The following is a 24,212-nucleotide window of genomic DNA, read 5'->3' as shown; positions in this document are numbered from 1 at the left end:
CATCCTGGCATTTTACGCCGCAGAGCGGCGGGGAATCGACCCGCAGGGATTGAAACGCTCAAAGGCCACGTCATTATCTGTGGCTATGGACGGATTGGTCAGAGCTTGGCTGTCGAAATGGACCATGCACGACAGAAGTTTTTGATTGTCGATAACAGTGGCGATCGCATCACTAAAGCCCAAGATCGAGGTTATCTCACCCTATTAGGCAATGCCGCCGATGAACACGTTCTGTTATCTGCAGGGATTGAACATGCCCGATTTCTTGCTACGGTACTACCTGACGATGCCAGCAACGTATTCATTACCCTCACAGCCCGTGGCCTTAACCCCAACTTGATCATCCTGGCACGCGGCGAATACCCCTCGACCGAAAACAAGCTCAAACTCGCCGGAGCGGATCATGTTGTTTTGCCTGCTACCATTGGAGCCCAGCGCATGGCGCACATGATCACCCATCCCGCTGCCCTTGATTTCTTAGAGCAGAGCGAAGGCGGTAGAACTCTCAATGAACTTCTTTCGGGTCTCGATGTCCAAGTGGATGAACTCGCTATTCCCCACGATTCGCCGTTGGTGGGTGGGCCGCTCAGTAATGTGGAAATTAAGGGACAAGGATCATTTATTGTAGTGGCCGTTCGCCGTGCGACTGGAGAAACGATTACCCGTCCAGACCATACCCTCAATATTTTAGGAGGCGATACGCTGATTGTGATGGGACGCCGAGGCGATATTCCTAAATTTGCTCAAACCTTTGCGCTGAAGCGACAGTTGCGCTATCGGGGGTCGAGTTTGTAGACTTGAAGTCAACCGTATGCGCACCATTCCGACTTCCCATTGGGAATCAATCTCAAAATCTTTCCAGGTTGTTCGCTCCAATGAAAAACCATAATCCAAGGCTCTTCCTGTTGAGTATTGTTAACGAGTGTCCATTCTAGGCAAACTCCATAACGACTTTCCGAGCCAGCAGTCTGGTTGTTCGGAAGTAGTTGAATCCTCTTGATATCAACTCCAACCCGGTTTTTCCACCATTCAGTGTCAATGTTGTCCCACTCTGATGGTAGAGGGGCTTGAACTTCAGCTTTCCTGGATCAGTGCTTTGTGTCTCAATACAACTTCAGCTACGCTGTCCGCGTGTCTCTAACTATGGTTAAGGTGAGCCGTCAAATTCAGCTGATGAGGTAGTCATTTTGTAAAATGCAAGTCAAGATGAACTTGGCGCTGATCCTGTCTCGGCGGCGACCGTTTAAAGTGCAATACGGAATGACTGCCCAGATCTCTTCCTCATACCCTCAACCCCAATGTTCATCGATCGCATTAAGCAACTACTCAATCCCGCTAAGGCATCCTACCGACGCCCCAATCGTGTGGATCAGTGGTTTAAATGGCTATCTCCGGGACTATTTGTCAAACGCTGGTTGGTGATTAGCGCGGCAGGTGTACTGCTGACCGGACTCGGACTTGCCATTTGGTCGAAACTCACTCCGGTCTTTTATTTCACGCAATTTGTTAGTAATCTTCTCAACTTCATTACGGATTTGGTTCCCAACTACATCAGCGGGCCGTTGGTGGTTCTGATCGGATTGCTGCTGATTTTGTGGGGGCAAACTCGCACCCTCGGAGCCATTACCGACGTGCTCATGCCCGAAGGAGATGACGAGCTGGTGGATATGCTGATCACCCATCGTCGTCTGCGTCGTGGCCCTCGCATTGTGGTGTTGGGGGGCGGTACGGGGCTGTCTAATTTGCTGCGGGGGTTGAAAATTTACAGTGCCAACATTACGGCGATTGTGACCGTTGCTGATGATGGCGGATCGTCAGGACGGTTGCGGCGAGAGATTGGCGTTTTGCCACCAGGCGATATTCGCAACTGTCTCGCGGCTCTGGCAGATGAGGAAAAGTTGCTGACGGAGCTATTTCAGTATCGCTTTCAGGCTGGGGATGGTTTGATCGGGCACAGTTTCGGGAATTTGTTCCTGACGGCAATGAGTGAGGTAACGGGGGATTTGGAACAGGCGATCGCCGCTAGCTCTAAAGTTTTAGCGATTCGGGGGGAAGTGCTTCCGGCTACTCTCAGCGATGTAAAGCTCTGGGCAGAACTGGCCGATGGGCGGTATGTGGAGGGCGAATCTCAGATTCCTGAAGCAAACGGTACGATTGTGAACATTGGCTGTCACCCCCATAATCCCCCTGCGTTGCCCAAGGCGATTCAAGCGATTCAGGAGGCGGATTACATTGTAATTGGGCCGGGCAGTCTCTATACCAGCGTCATTCCCAATCTGCTGGTTCCTGAGATTCGAGAGGCGATCGCCCATGCCGATGCGCCCCGAATCTACGTGTGCAATATTATGACCCAACCGGGTGAAACCCAGGGCTACACGGTTTCTGATCATATTCGAGCGTTGGATCAAGTCTGCGGTCAGCGCATTTTTGATGCCGTGCTGGTTCACAAGAAGTCGCCCTCTGCGAGTGCCCTGATCCGCTACGCCCAGGAAAATTCCCATCCGGTCTACTTTGATCGCGAGGCCGTAATCCAATCGGGAAGCCGAATTGTAATTGCCAACATTATGGACGAAGACCCGATTAGCCATAAAGTGCGTCACCATTCAGAGCGGTTAGCGCGGGTGTTGCTGCGGTGGTATAGTCGCGTGAGTTAGGGCATTTTCTCCGGATTCCGACATGACCGAACCGAGGGGCAAATCCTAAGACCATTGGAAGCTTCTCTGTTTCGTACTCATTTTGACTGTTTTGGCGATCGCTCACCGACCAAAATTTGTGAACACTACCTGCAGTGATTCATGACATCCCTTCCCATGCAAACCCAGCAATCGATGCCCACGATCATCGTCATGCACGGCGATCAAACCGGAGAAGAACTCTTGGCGGAAGCGTTAAGAGTCTTGCAACCTGCCGTTATTCGCCAACCGTTGCAATTTGTCGATTATGATTTGAGCCTGGACAGTCGGCGGGCGAGTCAAAACAAGGTCGTTTGGGAATCCGCAGAAGCCGCCTGCAAAACCGGACTAGCCCTAAAAGCCGCAACCATCACCCCAGACATAGCGGGCGATGTGGGTAGCCCGAATGCAATCTTGCGGGAAGCCTTGGGAGCGTCGGTGATCGTGCGAACCGGACGCCGCATTCCCCAAATTCGTCCATTGGGCGGCGTTCATGCTCCCATTACCATCGTGCGAGTGGCGGTGGATGACGCCTACGGTGCACAGGAATGGCGCGAAATAACGGAAACGGGGGATGAAATTGCTTGGCGAACCTCAAAAATTAGCCGATCGATCTGCCGAGCGGTGGCGGAGTTCACCTTTGCCCACGCCAAACGGACAGGTGCAAAGGTCTTTGGTGGGCCAAAGTTTACGGTCAGCGCAACCTATGAGGGTATGTTCAAAGAAGAACTGGATGCAGCGGCTCAGCGCTATCCGGAGGTCACGTATCAACCCCTCTTGATTGACGCCACCTTTGCCCTCCTCTTGCAAAGCAGTGGCGAAGCCCTCGTCATTCCAGCCCTGAATCGAGATGGTGATTTGCTGTCCGATATGGTGTTGCAGATGTACGGCAGCATTGCCGGTTCAGAGAGTTTGGTGATGGGGTTTGACTCAGAAACCTTCCAGGTGAAAACGGTAATGGCGGAAGCGCCCCACGGTACAGCTCCAGCCCTCTACGGTAAGAACGTTGCGAATCCGATGGCGATGATCTTGGCCAGTGCAGCCTTGCTGACCTATGTGAAAACCCCCGCTGCGGATCGAGCGTCCCGATCAATCTACGAGTCTGTTTTTGAGGCAATTCACGAAGGAAAGGCGACCTCGGATCTGGGCGGTCAGATGAGTACATCAGACTTTACGGATGAGGTGATTCGCAAGGTTAAGACGAAGCTAGAGGTTTGGTCTACGCTGGAATCGTCCTAAGGTTGGGCTGTGGTTGCAACGGGAGGATAGGCGATCGCAAAAGGAGTGCAAACGCTCGGAATATGCCCTAACAACTAACTGGATATTGGGCGTTGCTGAATGCGGCTATGAATTGCCCTCATCCTCAACCCTTCTCCCACAGGAGAAGGGGGCTAAAACGCTTGTTCCCTCTCCTTGGGGAGAGGGCTAGGGTGAGCGCGGAAAAAGGCCTGAACACGAAAATCATACTTCTGTTCAGCAACGCCGGATATTGAATCAAGCGATCGCCCCCTACCGAAGTCGTAAAGAAGTCTAACTGGTAGAATAGGGCTCGCCTTACCAGAACGTAATTCATGAAGCGACTTATCTCTATCCTCGTCAGCCTGACCATCCTGGCGATGATCTACTGGAAAATTGACGTTGCCAGCCTGATCGAGGTGTTCCGAGAGTGCGATCGCCTCTGGATGGTGATCAGCCTCGGCATGGTTGTCCCCATCACGATGATCACGGCATGGCGACTTCAGCAACTCGTTCCTACCGGGTCATTTATTGGATTTGGCGAAGCCAACAAGCTAATCCTGGCGGCCAGCGTCCTGAATATGGTACTGCCCTCGAAAATGGGTGATATTGCCAAAGCCTACTTCATGCGCGATCGCGGCCATCTGCCGGGTTCCCTGGCTCTGTCCTTGGTCGTGTTTGAAAAAGCCTGCGACCTGCTGTCCCTGCTGTTGTGGTGCGTATTTGGCCTCATGCTCTATCCCAATAAGGACTGGGTCTTTTGGGTGATGACCGTTAGCGTATTAGTCGGGCTAATTTTGGGACTTTTGCTCCTGGGTTCCCGTGGGTTTGCCCATTTCTTCTTCGTATCCGCAGGCAAAATTGCGCCTAAAGGACTGCGCCAAAAACTAGTGAAACTGAGCCACGCCTGGGATGACATGCATGACTATTTTTGGAGCGATCGCCGCCGCCTGTTCAAAATTAGCGCGACCTCGATCTTCATTTGGTTCCTGCACCTGCTCCAAATCTGGTTCTTCATCCTAGCGCTGAATGCCTGGGTTCCCTTCCTGACGAACCTCGCCCTTTCACCGTTGGCGATTTTGACCGGATTGCTGCCCCTCACCTTTGCCGGAGTTGGGACACGGGATGCCGCATTGATCTGGTTTTACCAGCCCTATTTTGATGCGCCCACTGCCGCTGCCTTGGGTGTTCTCTGCACCTCGCGGTATCTCCTGCCTGCGATCGGGGGATTGCCCTTCTTGCAGCAATACCTGGCAACGGTTCGCAGCGAGGGGAAGTAAGCACGGATGCTGTCCAAACGTCCTGATGCTCTCAGCTTTAAATCGACCCTGCGATCGCGGGATTGGCTCCTCGCCTACGGCCTACCGGGACTGCTGCTGATCTTGGGCATTGCGGTGCGTCTGATTCAGTACAGCTTTAACCGTTCCCTATGGTCGGATGAGGTCAAGCTAGCGCTTAACATCATCAACCGTTCCTATGGTGAATTTCTAGAACCCTTGCACCATAACCAGGCTGCCCCCGTCGGATTTCTCATGGTTGAAAAGGCGATGGTGCAACTCTTAGGCAATCATGAGTATGCGCTGCGGCTGTTTCCGCTGATTAGTGGTCTGACGGCACTCATCCTCGGTGCGCTCTTGGCAAAACGGTTACTCTCTCCCCTCGGAGCGGTGGTGGCGATCGCCCTCCTCGCCAGTTCCGAAAGCCTAATCTACTATTCATCGGAGGTGAAGCAGTATTCGACCGATGTGGCGATCGCCCTGCTGCTCACCCTCGTTTTATTCAGCATTCGGCAATCTGACCTATCCCGTAGCCAGCAGGTTTGGAGTGGCCTTGTGGGCGCGATCGCCGTTTGGTTTTCCTATCCAGCGGTGTTTGTGTTGGCGGGACTTGAGGCTAGCTACCTGATTCCTCGGCTTTGGACGCAATGGCAAACCCGCAACCAAGCTCCTGCCGAGCATCACGTTCTTCAGGACATTTGCCAGCGGTTGCCGATCTATGCGGCGTGGCTGCTCAGCTTTGGATTCTTCTACGTCATCTCCGTGCGGCAAGCGTCGAACAACGACACCTTAGAAAGTTCGTGGGATAGACGATGCCCTGATAACCTTTGGGATCTAGACTGGCTCATCGGTTCGCTCAAACATTTTTTTGTGAATCCCCTTGGGTTTGCCTCCGTTGGCGTGGGGGTGGCGATCGCCTGTTTTCTGTTGGGGTGTTACGCCCTGAATCGGATTGAACGCGATCGGTTTTGGCTGCTACTCTCCCCGATCCTTGTTTCCATCCTCGTCGCCTATGCCCGCCTCTACCCGTTTTACGAGCGTCTGTCGCTGTACCTCGTCCCCTTTTTCCTGGTTCTGATCGCGGCGAGTGCCCAGACTTGGAGTATCGATGGACGATTCTCCCGCCTCGCTCGACTATTCGGCATTGCGCTAACGGTGGCACTACTGATCCAGCCCTTCTGGAATGCTCTACCCCTGCTGGTTCAACCCAGCTACCGAGAAGCAATGCATCCGTTGATGAGCTATTTGCAGACTCACTACCAACCGGGAGATGTGATCTACGTGTCCGAAAAAAGTGAGTATCAGTTTATGTACTATGCCGATCGCTACGGGTTCAAACCTAACGATTATCACATCGGTGCCAATAACCTCGATAGTCAGGGAGCGTTGGATCAAGTGTCCGAGCAGGAGCGCGATCGCACCCTTGCCGATCTTGAAACACTGCGGGGAAATCCTCGTGTTTGGGTGGTGCTGTCAGATGTAGAACTGCGCGACGAGATGAAGCTAGTGCGATCGCACTTGAACGATACCGCTCGTAAACTGGATCAGTTTCAAAGTCCAAATTCCACGTCGTTTCTGTATCTCTATGATTTGCGGTAGGGGGTGAAGGGGTGGAGAGGTGAAACGGTTGGTTGACTGACATATCTTTTCTAGTAGGTTGGGTAAAACAATATGGAACCCAACTCTAGCCTTTACTCTGTTGGGTTACACTAGCGCTCACCCAACCGACAAGAGAATCAGGGTTGTGTGAGTTTTGTCAGTCAATCAGGGTGAATAGGTTTAAAGTGGGATGAAAGGACGACACGTAGTCCTTAATGTCTAGGTTTTGGGCATACTTAAAGCAGTCATTTTGTGGTTCGCAGCGTTGCATGATGGCGTCCAATCCTCGTCAAAATTTAGGCCAAACCCTAGGCGCGATCGCCGTTGGCATTGCCGCAATCGTCGGCATTGGAGTTCTACAAAAACCACGGCTTGAGCAACTCAGCAATCGTGCCCTCCGTACGGATGCCGAGATGCAAGCAGAAGTCTCCACGCAAGCTCAGCAGCTTGCCCTTCTCCAGCGATCGCCTGCCTTTGGTTATGACAATCTGCTGGCTGACTGGGCGTTTCTCAACTTTATTCAGTACTTTGGGGATGATGATGCTCGCCAGGTGACGGGCTACTCCCTCAGTCCAGAATTTTTTGAAATCACCACCCAACGCGATCCCTTCTTTTTAGACCCCTATTTCTTTCTATCGGTGAGTACTTCCCTGTACGCGGGGATGCCGGAACGGGCTGTCAACCTGATGAATCAAGGGCTGAGCCAGATGACGCCCACGATGCCCGCCGACTCATTTTATCTATGGCGGCAAAAGGGAATTGACGAGATCCTGTTCCTAGGCGATGCTAAGCAAGCCGAACAATCCTTTCGTACGGCTGCCGACTGGGCAAGGCAATCGGGCGTTGCAGGCAGTGAGGAGGTCGCTCTGGTCTCTGAACAAACCGCCGCATTCCTCGCCAATGATCCAGACAGTACAAAAGCCCAGATTGGCGCATGGATGATGGTGCTTAGCACGTCCCCCGATAGTCGCGTTCGTCAAACAGCTCTCATACGGATTGAGGCATTAGGCGGCAAAATTATTCAAGAGCCAAATGGCAGCATTGCCGTGCAGCTTCCCGAAAACGCCACGTGAGGACTAGACGTGTACTGGTATAACGGGGTTCTGGATCCAGGTGAAACCCTTCAGATCTCGATTCACAATCCTGGGCTGTTGTACGGTGCGACGGTTTTTACGACCCTTCGAGTCTATGACGGCACCCTCGATCATTCCCTTACCTTCTGGCAGGCTCATTGCGATCGCCTCCGTCACAGCATCCAAACCCTCGGCTGGACATCCCCCGACTGGAAGCAGATTCACCAAGGGGCGATCGCCCTAGCTCAGCAGTATCCGATTTTACGCATTACCCTGTTTCCAGAAGGACAGGAATGGATCACGGGGCGATCGCTCCCGCCTGATTTATCCGAACAGCAGCAACACGGCATCACCGCTTGGGTGGCAACTCCTCCAGAGGATTACGGGCGATCGCTCCCCCATCTCAAAACCGGAAATTATCTTGCCTCGTGGCAGGCAAAACGGGATGCCCAAGCTTATCACGCCCAAGAGGCGATTCTCATAAATGCCGCAGGGCACTGGTTAGAAACAAGTACGGGAACCCTGTGGGGTTGGGGCAAGGGTACATGGTGGACGCCACCGCTGGCCGATGGGATTCTGCCTGGAATTGGGCGATCGCACCTAATGTCCCGGTTGAGATGCCAAAATGAAAGGATTAGAGAAACGTCTTGGACAGGCGATGTTATTTCTCAGCTAGAGGCGATCGCCTACAGCAACGCCGTTGTGGGTGTCGTCCCGATTCACACCGTTCTCATAAACGCTGAGAGGCAACGGTTCAATCCCAAACATCCCTCAATCCAAACCTTAGTGACTCAATTTCACAGCACATCCAGCCCAGATTTCTAAGATTAGGTTAATATTAGTTAACATAAGAATCCACTTTCTTGGCGTTTGGGTTCAAAATTTAATCACGATAGCGAAGTCAGCGATTTAGGAGGATTAGCCTCGGTGAATAAGCGATGGAGAAATGTAGGTTTATATGCCCTTCTCGTGGTTGTGGTGATTTTTCTAGCCACCGCACTGCTCGATCGGCAACCTCAATCGCAGGAAACGTGGCGCTACAGCGAATTTATTTCGCAGGTTGAGGCCAACAACGTAGAAAAAGTTGATATCAGTTCGGATCGTACCCGTGCGCTCGTTACAACGGATGATGGTGGCAAAGTTCTGGTGAATTTGCCCAACGATCCTCAGTTGATTGATATCCTCACGAACAACAACGTCGATATCCGGGTTAGTCCTCAGCCTGACGACAACATTCTTGCCCGCATCTTCAGCACACTGCTGATTCCGTTCCTGCTGTTGATTGTGCTTTTCTTTATTTTGCGGCGTGCCCAAAGTGGCCCCGGCAGCCAAGCGATGAACTTTGGCAAGTCCAAAGCACGCGTGCAGATGGAACCCCAAACCCAGGTTACGTTTGGGGATGTAGCGGGAATTGAGCAGGCCAAGCTGGAGCTGGCTGAAGTCGTTGACTTCCTCAAGAACGCGGATCGCTTCACAGCCATTGGCGCAAAGATTCCGAAGGGTGTTCTCCTTGTCGGTCCTCCGGGAACTGGAAAAACCTTGCTCGCAAAGGCCGTTGCTGGTGAAGCAGGTGTACCTTTCTTCTCCATTTCCGGTTCTGAGTTTGTAGAAATGTTTGTCGGTGTGGGTGCGTCCCGCGTGCGCGACCTGTTTGAGCAGGCTAAGGCCAATGCGCCCTGTATCGTCTTCATTGATGAAATTGACGCGGTTGGTCGTCAGCGTGGTGCAGGTCTTGGCGGTGGTAACGATGAGCGTGAGCAAACCCTAAACCAGTTGCTCACGGAGATGGATGGTTTTGAAGGCAACACCGGAATCATCATCATCGCTGCTACGAACCGTCCTGATGTTCTAGACGCGGCACTCCTCCGTCCCGGTCGTTTTGACCGTCAGGTGGTAGTCGATCGCCCCGACTATGCAGGTCGTTTGGAAATTCTGAACGTTCACGCTCGCGGTAAGACGCTAGCGAAAGACGTGGATCTAGAAAAAATCGCCCGCCGGACGCCTGGATTCACTGGGGCAGACTTGTCCAACTTGCTGAACGAGGCAGCCATTCTCGCGGCACGTCGCAGCCTGACTGAAATCTCAATGGATGAAGTGAACGATGCGATTGATCGTGTCCTCGCTGGGCCAGAGAAGAAAGATCGGGTAATGAGCGAGAAGCGCAAGTCCTTGGTGGCTTATCACGAAGCGGGTCACGCTTTGGTCGGTGCCTTGATGCCGGATTACGATCCTGTGCAGAAAATTAGCATCATTCCTCGCGGACGGGCGGGTGGTCTCACGTGGTTTACTCCCAGCGAAGATCGCTTGGATTCTGGTCTCTACTCCCGTTCCTATCTGCAAAATCGGATGGCCGTTGCTCTGGGGGGTCGAATTGCGGAAGAGATCGTCTTTGGCGATGAAGAGATTACCACCGGAGCCTCAAATGACCTTCAGCAGGTAGCACGGGATGCCCGCATGATGGTGATGCGTTTTGGCATGAGCGATCGCCTTGGCCCTGTGGCTCTTGGTCGTCAGCAGGGCAACATGTTTCTCGGTCGCGATATCGCCGCTGAGCGGGACTTCTCCGAGGAAACCGCCGCTGCGATTGACGAAGAAGTTCGCAACTTAGTGGATCAGGCCTATCGTCGGGCGAAAGAGGTTCTCATTGGCAACCGTCACGTTTTGGATAAACTGGCAGACCTGCTGGTGGAGCAGGAAACCGTAGATGCTGAAGAACTCCAGCAACTCCTGAGCAGCAACGACGTCAAAATGGCAGCGATCGCCTAAGCCATTGCTATCATCCTAAATTTGAAAGGCTAGCCTTCCGAACGGGGGCTGGCCTTTTTTTATTGCCCACATCTGCTATTGCCCACAGCAGCGGTTGTCAATGCCCAAGCTTTCCAAAACTAAATCACTCACCGCATTGGCGATCGCAAACTCACTATAGAAGCTGTTCGAAAAATCAAACGCTTGCATCTCCGTCACCAACGCAATCACCAACGACCCCAGATCGTTTTCTCCCTCCATGCGCTGCCGTACAAAGACCTGAGCTGCCCGCGACGCAATCTGTTCATTCACCGCTTCTGGGATAAACTCTGTGTTGAGCCATTTATGCAAAGTTTGCTTGAGCCATTCTCCCTCTTGTTGGGGATCGGTCGCTGGCTGAAGCGTAATTGGAGGAATGGGTTCAACCATAGAAATCTCCTCGAACGAGTGGTCAGCACCCCAATCCTACCCTGTTCTTTGGCCCTGTACATCAGATGTCTGCTGTGCCACAATTTGCCTTCCTGCCCCCATTCATACAAGCGGTTTATAAATCGAGCATAGGGGCGATCGCTCGGCTAAACTGGATTAGACTCCAACCCGCCATCGTTGTAGGATCTTTCACAAGCCTTGGGAGGTCGTACCCATTCAGTACAATATTCCCGCCATTATCCAAGCCTATGCCCAGGGCTACTTTTTAATGGAAAACGACGAAACCCAGGGGCTTTCTTGGTATTCAAGTCGCGAACGAGCGCTGATTCCGTTAGACGACCGTTTTTGCTATCCGCGATCGCTCCAGCGGGTGCTGAATCAAAATCGATTTACGGTTGCGATTAATAAAGACTTCTTCGCTGTTGTCGAAGGATGTGCCAATCGAGAGACCACGTGGATCTCGGATGAACTCAAAGAAATCTATATTGCACTCCATCAGGCGGGTTGGGCGCACAGTTTTGAAACCTGGCAAGGGCAAGAGCTGGCAGGGGGAATCCTGGGCATTGCTATTGGCGGAGCGTTTATCGGGGAGTCTATGTTTTACCGGATTCCTGAGGGCTCAAAGGTGGCGATGGTGAAACTGGTGGAACACTTGCGATCGCGCCAATTTCTGCTTTTTGATGCTCAAATGACCAATCCTCACCTTGAACGGTTCGGTGCCTACCTTGTCTCCAATCGCAGCTACGAGAAATTGCTTCATCAAGCCGTGCGTCAGCCCTGTTTGTTCGTCTAACGTCGGCAATGAGGATCGCTCATGTCTTAGGACACTCAGCGATGTACTGGTACCATGCCACCCAGTCCTTAGGACGTGCATCGGTTGTCGGCAGTACGGTGAAAGCCCCCGATGCGTTCCCCCCCCCTCACCTAGTGGCCGATGAAAAGCATAGTTGGTGGTAGGGAAACCGGATGTATATTGCCGTAACCGCCGCAGTCGGGTGCTTTTTAGGGGTAAGTGTCACTCAACGGGCTGACGCAGAAGCGCTGAAGCAGGCTTATGGAGAGGTTCAACTCGAAGCCCACCAGAGCTACCCAGAGGATTGTCCTGAAAGTGTCAATACCGATGGGTGGGAGGCGACCCAACAGGCATGGAACGCCCTGTTTCCAAACATCACCATTGTGCTGCGTTTTTTGCGTATCGTACTGAGTGTGCAACAACTGTATCGTCGAGCCTCTGGAGTGTTCAAACTGGTCACCGACAAACTGTGGCATCTCTGGCAGTTTGCTCAACGCCTGCGTCGGTTAGAGGAATGGGCAAAGCGTCCGGAATACGACTTACCCGATAAAGCCAGACAGAAACTGATAACCTTGCCCAACAAAGCCCCTCAACTGAAGGTCACCTTTGCGTTGCCAGATGCCTATCGCATCAGCAAGCAAGTAGACCTATGAATGAATTATCAAGACCGTATCTTGTATGCCATGCAATGCAATACTTTCATGGAACGCTAGAAGCCGCAAGGCAAGGCTTACGAGCGATGGCGTTGCTGTGGAATTTCCATCCCTACGGACGCAAGATTCAAGCACTAGAGCTGCATTCGATGTCTCCCTTTGAGAACCTCAATGGCTTCCGCTATCATGATCACTGGTTACGCAACTTCCTGATTGCTTCTTCCTTAAATGGCCGTGGAACGGCGAAACCTAACAAACATAAACTTGATTAGAACTAGGGATAATCATATTGCCGCGATTTGGAATTTCATCCATCACTATAGCGTTCCTACGTGATTTATGAAAAAGATGAGTTGTGAAATGTGCGCCCCGACGGGGCGCACATTTCACAATCCAAATAGGATTGCTATACAACGAACAGATTCGCCTGCAATTATCCAACTGTTAAGGAGATGACCTCTTTTTCCTTATCCTCATACTAAAAAAGACTACCCTCAATAGGAAAGTCTAGCCCTTAATTAAGTCCGCTGAAGATCTCCATAATGGGCGATCGCAGAACTTCACCCTATTCGATTGTTCAAAAAGGGATCGAGGTGCCTGATATAGTATTGATGCTTATGAAAGGATATCTCTATAACCAATATGAGGAACTGGAAACGCCTAGGAATCTTTGCTGTTTTAGGCTTGATTATGAGCTGGATGGTGAGCTGCGCCTCGGCTCCGCAAAGCTCGACTTCGGCTACGGATGGCACACAGGACGTTGAATTTTGGACAATGCAGCTCCAGCCGGAGTTTACAGACTACTTTAACCAGCTCATTGCCGAGTTTGAAACCGAAAATCCAGGCGTAAAGGTGCGCTGGACGGATGTACCGTGGGCAGATATGCAAAGCAAAATTCTGACGGCTGTATCCGCAAACACCGCTCCGGATGTGGTCAACCTAAACCCTGATTTTGCTGCGCAGCTTGCCGGACGCAACGCTTGGATGCCGTTGGATGACAAAGTTTCTCCCGATCAGCAAGCGCTGTATTTGCCCAAAATTTGGGAGGCTAACAAGGTGGATGGCCAAAGCTTTGGGATTCCCTGGTATTTAGCCACGAGCATTACCGTGAGCAACACCGATCTCCTAAAGGCCGCAGGTATTAGTGAACCTCCGGCCACGTTTGCGGAACTCGCGACGGCTGCTAAGCAGGTGAAGGAGAAAACCGGAAAGTACGCCTTTTTCATAACCTTTGTGCCAGAGGATTCCGCAGAGGTGTTGCAGTCGATGGTGCAGATGGGTGTTGACCTGATCGACAGTGAGGGTAAAGCCGCCTTCAACACACCCGCTGGGAAAGCGGCGTTTCAGTACTGGGTGGATTTGTACCAACAGGGTTTGCTTCCCCAGGAAGTCCTGACCCAAGGCCATCGCCGTGGCATTGAACTCTATCAATCGGGCGAAACGGCGCTGCTATCTACGGGGCCGCAGTTCCTCACAACGATCGCCACGAATGCGCCGAGTATTGCCGCGATTTCGTCTGCATCGCCGCAGATCACCGGAGATACGGGTAAGAAAAATGTGGCGGTGATGAATTTGGTGATTCCGCGCAGTACGGATCAGCCGGACGCGGCTCTAAATTTTGCCCTCTACGTCACCAATCCCGAAAATCAGCTCACCTTTGCTAAACAGGCAAACGTTTTACCCTCCACCGTTGCATCCCTGGACAACAGCTATTTCTCGACGACGAGTGATGAAACGAATCCAGCGGAGAAAGCACGGGTGGTCAGCGCTAGCCAAATGGCGGATGCGGAGGTATTGCTACCCACGATTTCGGATATTAAAGAGTTGCAGAAGATCATGTACACCAATCTGCAATCGGCCATGTTGGAACAATCGACGGTGGATGAGGCGATCGCCGCTGCTGAAACCGCATGGAATAACCGCTAAGGAGCGTGAATGCTAGCACTGGGCATTGACGTTGGCACCTCTGGAGCACGGGCAGTGGTGATCGATGGCGATCGCACCGTCTGCGCTCAATCCCACGTTGTCTTTCCGGAGCTAGATCAGGGAAAAGCCAAGCTCTGGCGGGATAGTCTGTATCAATTGCTGACCCAAATTCCACCGGAACTCCGATCACGCCTGGGAGCGATCGCCCTCAATGGCACCTCATCGACGGTGATGCTGTGTGATACCTCTGGACAGCCAATCACGGAACCGTTGATGTATAACGATGCTCAGAATGAGATCGTGCTAGATGTCGTGCGGGCGATCGCCCCTGCCAACCATGCTGTGATTAGCTCTACCTCCACCTTTGCCAAGGTGGTGGCGTGGGTCGAACAGGGGGTGCCCGTTGCCGGAACCTATCTCATGCATCAGGCCGATTGGCTGGCGTTTTTACTACATGGGCGGTTGGGAATCAGCGACGACCACAACGCCTTGAAATTGGGCTACGACGTGGGCACGCTCACCTATCCCGACTGGTTGCTAATGTACGCCGCGAACCATCAGATCACTCTGCCACGGGTGTATGGGCCGGGGGAGCAGATTGGCACCGTGGATGGGGCGATCGCCCACCAATTTCAGATTCCGTCTACCTGCTGCGTCTATGCCGGAACCACGGACAGTATCGCGGCCTTTCTCGCCAGTGGTGCCACCCAACCGGGGGAAGCTGTCACCTCTTTAGGCTCAACCCTTGTCCTCAAGCTACTCAGCAAAACCCGCATTGATGACCCAGCCTTGGGAATTTACAGCCATCGCTTGGGGGATCTGTGGTTGGTGGGGGGTGCGTCGAACACTGGAGGAGCGGTTCTGCGTCAGTTTTTTACCAATGCCGAGTTAGAAACCCTGAGTGCCCAGATTCCGGTAGACTCGCCCAGCCTCTTAGACTACTATCCCCTAGTTAAACCGGGGGAACGATTTCCCGTTAACGATCCGACCTTACAACCCCGATTAGGCCCCCGACCCACCGATCCGGTTGTGTTTCTCCACGGATTGCTGGAGAGCATCGCTCGGATCGAAGCTTTGGGATATCAACGGTTGCAAGACTTGGGCGCAACACCTCTCACCCACGTTTACACCGCAGGGGGTGGCGCAAAGAATCCGGCTTGGCTGAAGATTCGCGATCGCCATCTTCCGGTTTCTGTCTCTGTGGCCTCTCATACCGATGCGGCCTATGGCTCAGCCCTGTTAGCTTTGAACGGTAGATCAGCGAATTAATGCGCTTTCCCCAGCAAAAATCCATTCAATTCAGACGACAAAACCGTTTCAGCTCCATACATCAGAACTGAAACGGTTAGACAATCTTCGCGTTAGACCCAGATTCTAGAACAGGTTCAGATCCGTCACCGCACCCAAACTGCTAGACGACACTAACTTGGCATACTTCGCCAACACACCGCTGGTATACCGAGGAGCCGGAGGAGTCCAGGACGCCCGCCGCTGCTCCAGTTCCTCATCCGGTACATTGAGTTGCAACAGTCGGGCATCGGCATCAATGGTGATCGAATCCCCTTCCTGAACCAGGGCGATCGTGCCCCCCACGTAGGCTTCCGGTGCCACATGACCGACCACCATCCCGTAGGTACCGCCAGAGAAGCGTCCATCGGTAATCAAGCCCACCGAGTCACCCAATCCTGCGCCGATAATGGCGGAAGTCGGAGCTAGCATTTCCCGCATCCCAGGGCCACCCTTGGGGCCTTCATAGCGAATCACGATCACATCTCCAGGCTGGATTTCCTTGGCAAGAATGGTTTTCAGGCATTCTTCTTCGGATTCAAACACCCGGGCGGGGCCAGTGATCTGCCGCTTTTTGATGCCTGTTAGCTTGGCAACAGAACCTTCCGTCGCTAGGTTGCCCTTCAAAATGCCCAAATGTCCATCGGGATACATGGGATTGCTCCAGGGACGAATCACCTCTTGATCGGCGCGAGGCTCAGCGGGAATATCCTTCAGCAGATCCCCAATAGTTTGTCCGGTGATGGTCAGAGCATCGCCATGCAGTAAGCCATGTTCCAGTAGCATTTTCATCACCTGGGGAATGCCGCCTGCCTTGTGCAGATCCGTGGCGACAAAGCGACCGGAGGGTTTGAGGTCGCACAGGACAGGTACACGGGCACGAATCGTTTCAAAATCATCGATCGTGAGCGGTACACCAATAGAATGGGCGATCGCCAATAGGTGCAGTACGGAGTTCGTTGATCCGCCCACCGCCATGATCACGGAAATCGCATTCTCAAAGGCTTTGCGGGTGAGGATGTCGCGGGGCAAAATCTGGTTGTGAATGGCGTGTACCAACGCATGGGCGGACTTTTCGGCGCTTTCGGCTTTTTCTTCGTCTTCTGCCGCCATCGTCGAGGAATACATCAGGCTCATGCCCATGGCTTCAAAGGCGGACGACATGGTGTTTGCCGTATACATCCCCCCGCAAGACCCCGCACCGGGGCAGGCGTGGCGCTCCACCTCCATCAGTTCTTGTTCGCTAATTTTGCCAGCGCTGTACTGCCCTACGGCCTCAAAGGAACTGACTACGGTAAGGTCTTGTCCGTTCAGGTGTCCGGGCTTAATGGTTCCTCCATACACAAAGATGGCGGGAATATTCATTCGGGCGATCGCAATCATGGCACCGGGCATATTCTTATCGCAGCCCCCAATCGCCAGCACCCCGTCTAAACTTTGACCGTTGCACACCGTTTCAATGGAATCGGCAATCACATCACGGGACACCAGGGAATACTTCATCCCCTCCGTTCCCATCGAAATTCCATCGCTGATGGTGATCGTACCGAACATTTGGGGCATGGCTCCGGCATCCCGCAATCCCACCTCGGCTCGCTTAGCGAGGTCGTTAATGCCCATGTTGCAAGGAGTGATGGTGCTGTAGCCGTTGGCAAGGCCGACAATGGGCTTTTGAAAATCTGGATCGCTGAATCCGACTGCCCGTAACAATGCACGGTTGGGCGATCGCTGCACCCCTTGGGTGACCACCTGACTTCTTCGGTTATCCGACATGCTCTGTCCTCTTAATTCTTCTACTCAACACATCTGCGTACGCGAACCCCATACATTGTGAAACCCTCGGAGTTGAACGGGGCAACGTCACGTCAACGTCGAAGCAGTATGTATCGTTCCATCTATCAGTTATACCTCTGAATGCAGGTGGATTTGGCCGAAGTTTCGCTAAAAAATTTCGATGCTGTACTTATACAACAGTCAAGGAATCTGCTGTCAGTTTTGAATTTTGAGTTTTGGGGTTTGAGTGATGTCAAATCTGTTCATACTCAATTTCTTAAATTCCAGCTACAGATTCAGTACTGGAATCGCTGGTGGTGCAACACATCTACAACTCAAAACTGAGAATTTAAAACTCAAAGTTGATATTAATCAGTGGCCCATTCGGCCTGGGAATAGCCCCAATCTCCCAGAATCTCGATGTTTCCCGATGATAATCATAAGGATTTGTGAATTCACTTCCAATCCCAACGATCCAAGATAGGATGGGGGATACGAAAACGCTACGTATCCTTTATCCTGAGGATGCATGGTTTGTGTGAATACGTTATCCCCCTACTGCGTTGCGATTGCCATTGAAAGTATCTGCTCCTGCCGAATTGCTCTGGGCGTTCATTGGTCTACTGCTGACCATTGGCGGCACATTTTTGGAAGCCTTTATGGCGAGTCCACCGTGGACATGGGGAAACGGTGAAGTTCACGCCCATTCCCTAGGAGTCACCTACCAGGTCGGGGCAGTTCTCCTGGCGGGTTGCCTGGGGGGGCAGCGGGCAGGGCTTATTTCCCAATTGGCCTATCTTCTGCTGGGTCTCACCTGGCTCAATATTTTTACCGAGGGCGGCGGATTGCAGTACATCACCCGTCCCACGTTCGGTTATCTGCTAGGATTTGTTCCTGGGGCTTGGTTGTGTGGCTTCTTGGCGTTCAAGGTTCCGGCGCGGCTGGAATCCCTAGCCTTTAGCTGTTTATCGGGACTGGCGGCTATTCACCTGACGGGGCTAAGCTATTTGGCGATCGCCCACGGGTTTCAATGGTTTAACTTGGCTCAAACCCCGTTTTGGCAGCAGATGCTCACCTACACACTGGCACCGTTGCCTGGTCAACTCGCCGTTGTGTGTGCCGTCACAATCATTGCCTGGATTCTCCGAAACGTACTGTTTTATTGAGTGTGATCCCTCGCATGAGCATTAAAAATCGGCTATTTTGGCTTGCGGCAATCGTCAGCTTAGCGCTGGATCAGCTTACCAAGTACTGGACAGTGCAAGCGTTGGATATCGGAGACACCATCCCACTATGGCCCGGTGTGTTTCACTTGACCTACGTCACGAATACGGGGGCGGCCTTCAGTATTTTGAGTGGACAAACCGAGTGGCTGCGGTGGCTTTCATTGTTGGTCAGTTTAGGGCTGGTGATCTTGGCGATCGCGGGGCCATCCATGAGTAAGCTAGAGCAAGTTGGGTACGGATGCATCCTAGGCGGAGCGCTAGGGAACGGCATCGATCGTTTTGCAGCAGGTGAGGTTGTCGATTTTCTAGATTTCCGCCTAATTAACTTCCCGGTTTTTAATCTTGCCGACGTGTCGATCAATATCGGCATTATTTGTTTGCTCCTTGCTCTCTATCGGTCATCCGGAGAAAACGACAAGGCCGAACGCTATCGCAATAATCGGAGCGATCGCTAACGGTCAGCGTTTCGGGCGATCGCTTCTAATGCCTGTTATTCCGCCGTTGCGCTGAATTCCAACACGTAGGGATAATACTCTCCCTGGGATAGCGACCCAATCCAGATGTCGTAGGTTCCAGACAGCCATTGCCCCACAATACCGGGGTTCCAGTCTGTGTAGTTATCATTGCACCACACACCGCCTGGGCCGCGAACGACCAGCGTGGTGTCATCGGTAGCCTGTACGCGCAAACTCAACAGGTCAAAGGGAGTGTTCAACGTCATGCGATGATCCGGTTCCGAATCAATGAAGCCGATGCATGCCCCGGTCGCCGTTTCGGGACGCCCTGCGACCTCCTCGGCAGGCACATCTCCACCGCTGATCCCGTGTACCACAGCCGGATCAGGCATGAAGGGCGACGTCAGCGTAATATTTTCAAAAAAGGCGACCCCAGAACTGAGGACGACGGGTGTAGCGTTGGGCGAGGGGGAAACACTCTGCGCCAAAACGAGGGACGGCATCAAACTAGCAATGATGGCCGCAACAACGCCTAGCGATCCCATCATCATCAGCCGTTGATTTTTCATGCTGGATTGTCCACTCACTCCACTCACTCCACTCACACACTACATTTGGGTCTAAATCGCGTGCCAACCGATGGTTCACCAAGCCCTTGACTGTTCGGACGATGGCCAGGGTTTAAGGTTCCAAGCCTGCATGCGATCCTCGCGTGTTCAGACCGTCTGGCGATCGCACATGTTTGACCTCTCCGGATTATTGCATTGAACGCAAACTTATCGAAAGGTAACGTTCCAACTGGAAATATCAAAAAATTCATCTTTTTTTACAGAGGGGCGATCCCAACGAATCTGTCTTCCACCATGCCAGACATTTTGCCCTCTTCAGGATCTCCCAGTTTAGCTCTCGGATGTCCCAAACTTGTCGCGATCCCCAAGTCAATCCAAAGGGCGATCGCTCCTTGAATAACCTGCATCCTCCGCTGTCTAGCCATTTTGTGAACGAGGAAGGGCATTAGAGGCAAGGCCAACAAAGGGCGATCGCTCTGGACAAGGATTCAAGAACTTATGGGACGGAATAGCGGTGGACAGCACAGGTAAATCAATGAGAATTTTTTGTCTTTTGTTCTGTTTTTTATAAAAAACAAAAAATAAAATTTGGTTAGCTATCTTTTATAGCCTTTTAAAGCTTCTAGGACGGATGAAAAATTCCTAGGGTCTTATCAATCTTCTAAACACCGATTTAAGACCCTAGTTAATCGAAGAGCCCCTTCCCGATTCAGCCACCGCTCGTCAATAATGCAGTCAGTTACCCACTGAGGCAATTAAGGCTGAGGCTTTGGGAAGTGCTGATTTCAGTAAGGCCACACTTCCCAAGTCTTTTTCAAATTCGGCATTTCAGATTCAAAAGTTTTAGGAGATACTCTGCGTGAAACTAGCAGTCTACGGCAAAGGCGGAATCGGTAAGTCAACCACAAGTTGCAACATCTCGGTTGCCCTGGCAAAGCGTGGCAAAAAGGTTCTGCAAATTGGTTGCGATCCTAAGCATGACAGCACGTTTACGCTGACTGGGTTCTTGATTCCGACGATTATCGATACCTTGCAAGCGAAAGACTTTCACTATGAAGACATCTGGCCGGAAGATGTGATTTACAAAGGCTATGCCGGGGTCGATTGCGTGGAAGCAGGTGGCCCTCCCGCTGGGGCAGGCTGCGGTGGCTACGTCGTCGGTGAAACGGTGAAGCTGCTTAAAGAACTCAATGCCTTTGATGAGTACGATGTCATTTTGTTCGATGTATTGGGCGACGTGGTCTGCGGTGGATTTGCGGCTCCCCTAAACTATGCCGACTATTGCGTGATTGTGACCGACAACGGGTTTGACGCCCTGTTTGCCGCCAACCGAATTGCGGCATCCGTACGCGAAAAAGCCCGCACCCACCCCCTCCGGTTAGCAGGACTGATCGGCAACCGCACCTCTAAGCGCGATCTGATTGAGAAATATATTGAGGCAGTGCCCATGCCTGTGCTAGAAGTGCTGCCCTTGATCGAAGATATTCGCGTATCGCGGGTAAAAGGCAAGACGCTGTTTGAAATGGCGGAGAAAGATCCTTCCCTTAACTACGTTTGTGACTTTTATCTGAACGTGGCGGATCAGCTTTTAGCCATGCCCGAAGGCGTAGTGCCCAACGATGCCCAGGATCGAGAATTGTTTGCATTGTTATCCGACTTTTATCTCAACGCCCAACCTCCGAAAGTTGAAGATGAGTTAGACCTGATGATGGTATAGACTTAGGCTCGGAGCATTGGCATGACGGAGATCTTTAGACTTGATCCGGTGTAGCGATCGCCCTCTCGACTGCGGATCTTGTCCATCGAATCCCACTCATCCAGTGTTCTGTGTCCTTTAGTAATATCCATCGGTTGTGAATACCCAGCAACTTCGCAAAAGCCTAAAACACAAGTGGCTTGAGTACTACCGCGATAATCGCCCCTGGATTACTCGCCTTCGAGTTTGGAGCAATGTTGATGGCGTGCGTCGTCCATCCTCTGGCTTTATTCTGGCTTCCTTGGCCGCCCTAGAACCGAACCTAAACGAACTCTTGCCCCTCATTGTGGATTTAAGTTCCGATCCCGATCGCATCATTAAAGCCCTCGAATTGGACTTTAATCCCGACAAAGCAATTAGCGAGTTGCCTCCTACCCCTGCTGAGCCAAACCCCAAATTATTGCCCGAAGCTACCCAGGCATCCGTTTCTGAAAAGGTGTTTCAGCGTCCGGCCAAGCCAGCGATCGCTGACGAAACCTGCCAAGGTACAAAACCGATGTCTCAACCCGCAGGTCGGGACTGGCACTAACCGTTAATCGGTAATGGGGTTCGGTAAGGCCACGGCTCCACAGTTCTCGGAGATGGTGACAGGGGCGATCGCTTGTACGGACGGGTTTAGTAGATAGACCCTTGAAGATGGAAATTCCACAACAAACTCTGCCCCTACTCTGAACGAATCACGGATTACCTAGACCTCACGAGGATTTCACCTATGACGCTTTCCCAAACCCAACCCCAATCGCTGGAATTTGATTGCGAAACCGGAAACTACCATACCTTTTGCCCGATTAGCTGCGTCGCATGGCTTTATCAAAAAATAGAAGATAGTTTCTTTCTGGTAATCGGCACAAAGACCTGTGGCTATTTCCTCCAAAATGCGATGGGTGTGATGATCTTTGCCGAACCCCGCTACGCGATGGCGGAACTGGAGGAAGGTGACATTTCCGCTCAGCTCAACGACTACAACGAACTGAAGCGGTTATGTGAACAGATTAAGCGCGATCGCAACCCCAGCGTCATCGTCTGGATCGGCACCTGCACCACCGAAATTATCAAGATGGATTTAGAGGGGTTAGCCCCGAAACTGGAAGCGGAGATCGGCATTCCTATCGTAGTTGCGCGGGCAAATGGACTCGACTACGCCTTTACCCAAGGAGAAGATACAGTTCTGGCGGCAATGGCGCAACGATGCCCCAGCAAGGTAGAAACCGAACAGGAAAAAGAAGAGCGCAATGCCATTCAAAAACTGCTCAGCTTTGGGCGTCAAAAAGAAGAGATCGCTACAGAAGTTTCTGAGTATGTAGACCATCCCCCCCTCGTTCTCTTTGGCTCTCTACCCGATCCGGTTGTCACCCAACTGACGCTGGAACTGAAGAAACAGGGTATTCAAGTTTCCGGTTGGCTACCCGCCAAACGCTACACCGAATTACCTGTAATTGAAGAGGGATACTATGTCTGTGGCGTGAATCCCTTCCTCTCCCGCACCGCAACAACCCTGATGCGCCGCCGCAAGTGCAAACTCATTGGCGCACCGTTCCCGATTGGCCCCGATGGAACCCGTGCCTGGGTAGAAAAGATTTGTTCGGTCTTTGGCATTGAACCCAAGGGATTGGAAGAAAGAGAACAGCAAATCTGGGCATCGTTGGAGGACTATATTCAAATCCTGCGCGGCAAGTCGGTCTTTTTCATGGGGGATAACCTCTTGGAAATCTCTTTGGCACGATTCCTGATTCGCTGCGGCATGACCTGTCCAGAAGTAGGCATTCCCTACATGGACAAGCGCTATCAAGCGGCAGAACTGGCGATGCTGGAGCAGACTTGCCATGAGATGGGTGTGCCGTTGCCGAAGATTATCGAGAAGCCGGATAACTACAACCAGATTCAGCGGATCTATGAGCTTCAGCCAGATTTGGTGATTACGGGAATGGCACATGCGAATCCCTTAGAGGCCCGGGGGATTAATACCAAGTGGTCGGTAGAGTTCACCTTTGCCCAGATTCACGGGTTTGCAAATGCGCGTGATATTTTAGAGTTAGCCACCCGTCCCCTACGCCGAAACCAAAACCTGAATGAATTGGGTTGGGAAAAGCTGGTAAAGGAAGAAGCGAGGATTTAAGCCTTTTTCCATTAGAAGCACTTTTAGGGTGGGCAGTGCCTACCCTATTCCTGGCTGAAGGAGATTTGCTGTGAGTGTTGCGATCGCCCGTTGGACGTTAGATGACTACCACACCATGATTAACGCGGGTCTGTTTGAAGGTCGCCCAATTGAACTCCTCAATGGATGGATTGTTGAGATATCGCCGGAAGGCTCCGATCATGCGGATCTGAGTACGAATGCGAATGAGTACTTTATTCAGTTCTCCCAAGGGCGCTATCGAGTCCGGGTTGATAAACCCATCACCCTGATTGAAACTGCTAGTGAACCTGAACCGGACATTGCTCTAGTTAAACCTCAACCCTACCGAAACGCCCATCCCTCAGCAGAGGACGTATTTTTGATCATTGAGTTCTCTCGTACCAGTCTTACGAAAGACACAGAGGAAAAACGCCAGGTCTACGCCACAGCCGGAATTATTGACTATTGGGTTGCGAATCTCCGTGCTGGTGAACTGATTGTGTATCGTGATCCGCTGCATGGCAACTATCGATCCGAACAGCGGCTCGCCACAGGTGCAATTTCGCCACTCGCGTTTCCTGATATCAGTATCGATGTTCAAATGCTGCTTCCTTGACGGAGACTCGT

The 24,212-nt window shown here is 52.1% G+C and carries 23 protein-coding genes; 19 read left to right on the top strand and 4 right to left on the bottom strand.

Annotated features, from left to right (window positions below; genetic code table 11):
• From IGR76_01535 to ftsH3, 8 genes are all read left to right on the top strand, one after another.
• The coding region (locus IGR76_01535) for a potassium channel protein (GenBank protein MBF2077221.1) at positions 1–795 on the top strand (795 nt) is incomplete at its 5' end.
• 503 nt (positions 796–1,298) lie between these two features.
• Entirely contained in the window at positions 1,299–2,654 is a 1,356-nt protein-coding gene (locus IGR76_01530) for a YvcK family protein (protein ID MBF2077220.1), read from the top strand.
• Between the two features lie 156 nt (positions 2,655–2,810).
• A complete protein-coding gene (locus tag IGR76_01525; protein ID MBF2077219.1) occupies positions 2,811–3,911 on the top strand; it encodes an isocitrate dehydrogenase in 1,101 nt (366 codons plus the stop codon).
• A gap of 332 nt (positions 3,912–4,243) precedes the next feature.
• The gene (locus tag IGR76_01520) at positions 4,244–5,188 is read left to right on the top strand and encodes a flippase-like domain-containing protein (protein ID MBF2077218.1); all 945 of its coding nucleotides are present in this window, start codon (positions 4,244–4,246) and stop codon (positions 5,186–5,188) included.
• Between the two features lie 6 nt (positions 5,189–5,194).
• The gene (locus IGR76_01515) at positions 5,195–6,784 is read left to right on the top strand and encodes a glycosyltransferase family 39 protein (protein MBF2077217.1); all 1,590 of its coding nucleotides are present in this window, start codon (positions 5,195–5,197) and stop codon (positions 6,782–6,784) included.
• Positions 6,785–7,053: 269 nt separating this feature from the next.
• Complete coding sequence (locus IGR76_01510; GenBank protein MBF2077216.1) at positions 7,054–7,857, top strand: hypothetical protein; 804 nt, start codon at positions 7,054–7,056, stop codon at positions 7,855–7,857.
• A gap of 9 nt (positions 7,858–7,866) precedes the next feature.
• Complete coding sequence (locus IGR76_01505) at positions 7,867–8,682, top strand: aminotransferase class IV (GenBank protein MBF2077215.1); 816 nt, start codon at positions 7,867–7,869, stop codon at positions 8,680–8,682.
• A gap of 102 nt (positions 8,683–8,784) precedes the next feature.
• Positions 8,785–10,623 carry an ATP-dependent zinc metalloprotease FtsH3 gene (ftsH3, locus tag IGR76_01500; GenBank protein ID MBF2077214.1) on the top strand — a complete coding sequence of 613 codons (1,839 nt, stop codon included), beginning with the start codon at positions 8,785–8,787 and terminating at the stop codon, positions 10,621–10,623.
• A 75-nt stretch (positions 10,624–10,698) separates the two neighbouring features.
• Here the strand turns inward: ftsH3 and IGR76_01495 are convergent, their stop codons facing one another.
• A complete protein-coding gene (locus IGR76_01495) occupies positions 10,699–11,031 on the bottom strand; it encodes a hypothetical protein (protein MBF2077213.1) in 333 nt (110 codons plus the stop codon).
• A 214-nt stretch (positions 11,032–11,245) separates the two neighbouring features.
• Here IGR76_01495 and IGR76_01490 point away from each other — a divergent pair, with 214 nt between their 5' ends.
• The 5 genes from IGR76_01490 (at position 11,246) to IGR76_01470 (ending at position 15,672) form a co-directional block, all read left to right on the top strand.
• The gene (locus IGR76_01490) at positions 11,246–11,824 is read left to right on the top strand and encodes a leucyl/phenylalanyl-tRNA--protein transferase (protein MBF2077212.1); all 579 of its coding nucleotides are present in this window, start codon (positions 11,246–11,248) and stop codon (positions 11,822–11,824) included.
• Between the two features lie 173 nt (positions 11,825–11,997).
• Positions 11,998–12,477, top strand: coding sequence for a hypothetical protein (locus IGR76_01485; GenBank protein ID MBF2077211.1), 480 nt, complete (start codon positions 11,998–12,000; stop codon positions 12,475–12,477).
• Positions 12,474–12,749, top strand: a complete 276-nt coding sequence (locus IGR76_01480; GenBank protein ID MBF2077210.1) for a hypothetical protein — start codon at positions 12,474–12,476, stop codon at positions 12,747–12,749. The genes IGR76_01485 and IGR76_01480 overlap by 4 nt, the downstream gene beginning before the upstream one ends.
• A 370-nt stretch (positions 12,750–13,119) precedes the next feature.
• Entirely contained in the window at positions 13,120–14,403 is a 1,284-nt protein-coding gene (locus tag IGR76_01475) for a sugar ABC transporter substrate-binding protein (GenBank protein ID MBF2077209.1), read from the top strand.
• 9 nt (positions 14,404–14,412) lie between these two features.
• The gene (locus IGR76_01470) at positions 14,413–15,672 is read left to right on the top strand and encodes an FGGY-family carbohydrate kinase (GenBank protein ID MBF2077208.1); all 1,260 of its coding nucleotides are present in this window, start codon (positions 14,413–14,415) and stop codon (positions 15,670–15,672) included.
• A 105-nt stretch (positions 15,673–15,777) separates the two neighbouring features.
• Here IGR76_01470 and ilvD read toward each other — a convergent pair whose 3' ends face one another.
• Positions 15,778–17,463 carry a dihydroxy-acid dehydratase gene (gene ilvD / locus IGR76_01465; GenBank protein MBF2077207.1) on the bottom strand — a complete coding sequence of 562 codons (1,686 nt, stop codon included), beginning with the start codon at positions 17,461–17,463 and terminating at the stop codon, positions 15,778–15,780.
• Between the two features lie 659 nt (positions 17,464–18,122).
• Here ilvD and IGR76_01460 point away from each other — a divergent pair.
• Entirely contained in the window at positions 18,123–18,629 is a 507-nt protein-coding gene (locus IGR76_01460; GenBank protein MBF2077206.1) for a biotin transporter BioY, read from the top strand.
• 14 nt (positions 18,630–18,643) lie between these two features.
• Positions 18,644–19,144: a lipoprotein signal peptidase gene (locus IGR76_01455; protein ID MBF2077205.1), complete on the top strand. Its 501-nt coding sequence runs from the start codon at positions 18,644–18,646 to the stop codon at positions 19,142–19,144.
• A gap of 35 nt (positions 19,145–19,179) precedes the next feature.
• On the opposite strand, the gene IGR76_01450 is transcribed toward IGR76_01455, so the two are convergent.
• Together IGR76_01450 and IGR76_01445 are read right to left on the bottom strand one after the other, a co-directional pair.
• On the bottom strand, positions 19,180–19,695 hold the full coding sequence (locus IGR76_01450; GenBank protein ID MBF2077204.1) for a hypothetical protein: 516 nt from the start codon (positions 19,693–19,695) through the stop codon (positions 19,180–19,182).
• Between the two features lie 275 nt (positions 19,696–19,970).
• A complete protein-coding gene (locus IGR76_01445; GenBank protein ID MBF2077203.1) occupies positions 19,971–20,120 on the bottom strand; it encodes a hypothetical protein in 150 nt (49 codons plus the stop codon).
• Between the two features lie 452 nt (positions 20,121–20,572).
• Here IGR76_01445 and IGR76_01440 point away from each other — a divergent pair, with 452 nt between their 5' ends.
• The 4 genes from IGR76_01440 (at position 20,573) to IGR76_01425 (ending at position 24,201) form a co-directional block, all read left to right on the top strand.
• Positions 20,573–21,430, top strand: coding sequence for a ferredoxin:protochlorophyllide reductase (ATP-dependent) iron-sulfur ATP-binding protein (locus tag IGR76_01440; GenBank protein ID MBF2077202.1), 858 nt, complete (start codon positions 20,573–20,575; stop codon positions 21,428–21,430).
• Positions 21,431–21,566: 136 nt separating this feature from the next.
• Positions 21,567–21,998, top strand: a complete 432-nt coding sequence (locus tag IGR76_01435; GenBank protein ID MBF2077201.1) for a hypothetical protein — start codon at positions 21,567–21,569, stop codon at positions 21,996–21,998.
• 183 nt (positions 21,999–22,181) lie between these two features.
• Positions 22,182–23,585: a ferredoxin:protochlorophyllide reductase (ATP-dependent) subunit N gene (locus IGR76_01430; GenBank protein MBF2077200.1), complete on the top strand. Its 1,404-nt coding sequence runs from the start codon at positions 22,182–22,184 to the stop codon at positions 23,583–23,585.
• A 70-nt stretch (positions 23,586–23,655) separates the two neighbouring features.
• Complete coding sequence (locus IGR76_01425; protein MBF2077199.1) at positions 23,656–24,201, top strand: Uma2 family endonuclease; 546 nt, start codon at positions 23,656–23,658, stop codon at positions 24,199–24,201.
• Positions 24,202–24,212: the final 11 nt, after the last annotated feature.

The organism is Synechococcales cyanobacterium T60_A2020_003, from assembly GCA_015272205.1.
Classification (GTDB): domain Bacteria; phylum Cyanobacteriota; class Cyanobacteriia; order RECH01; family RECH01; genus JACYMB01.
Note: the sequence above shows the minus strand (reverse complement) of the source record. Positions and strands in the feature narration are given on the sequence as shown.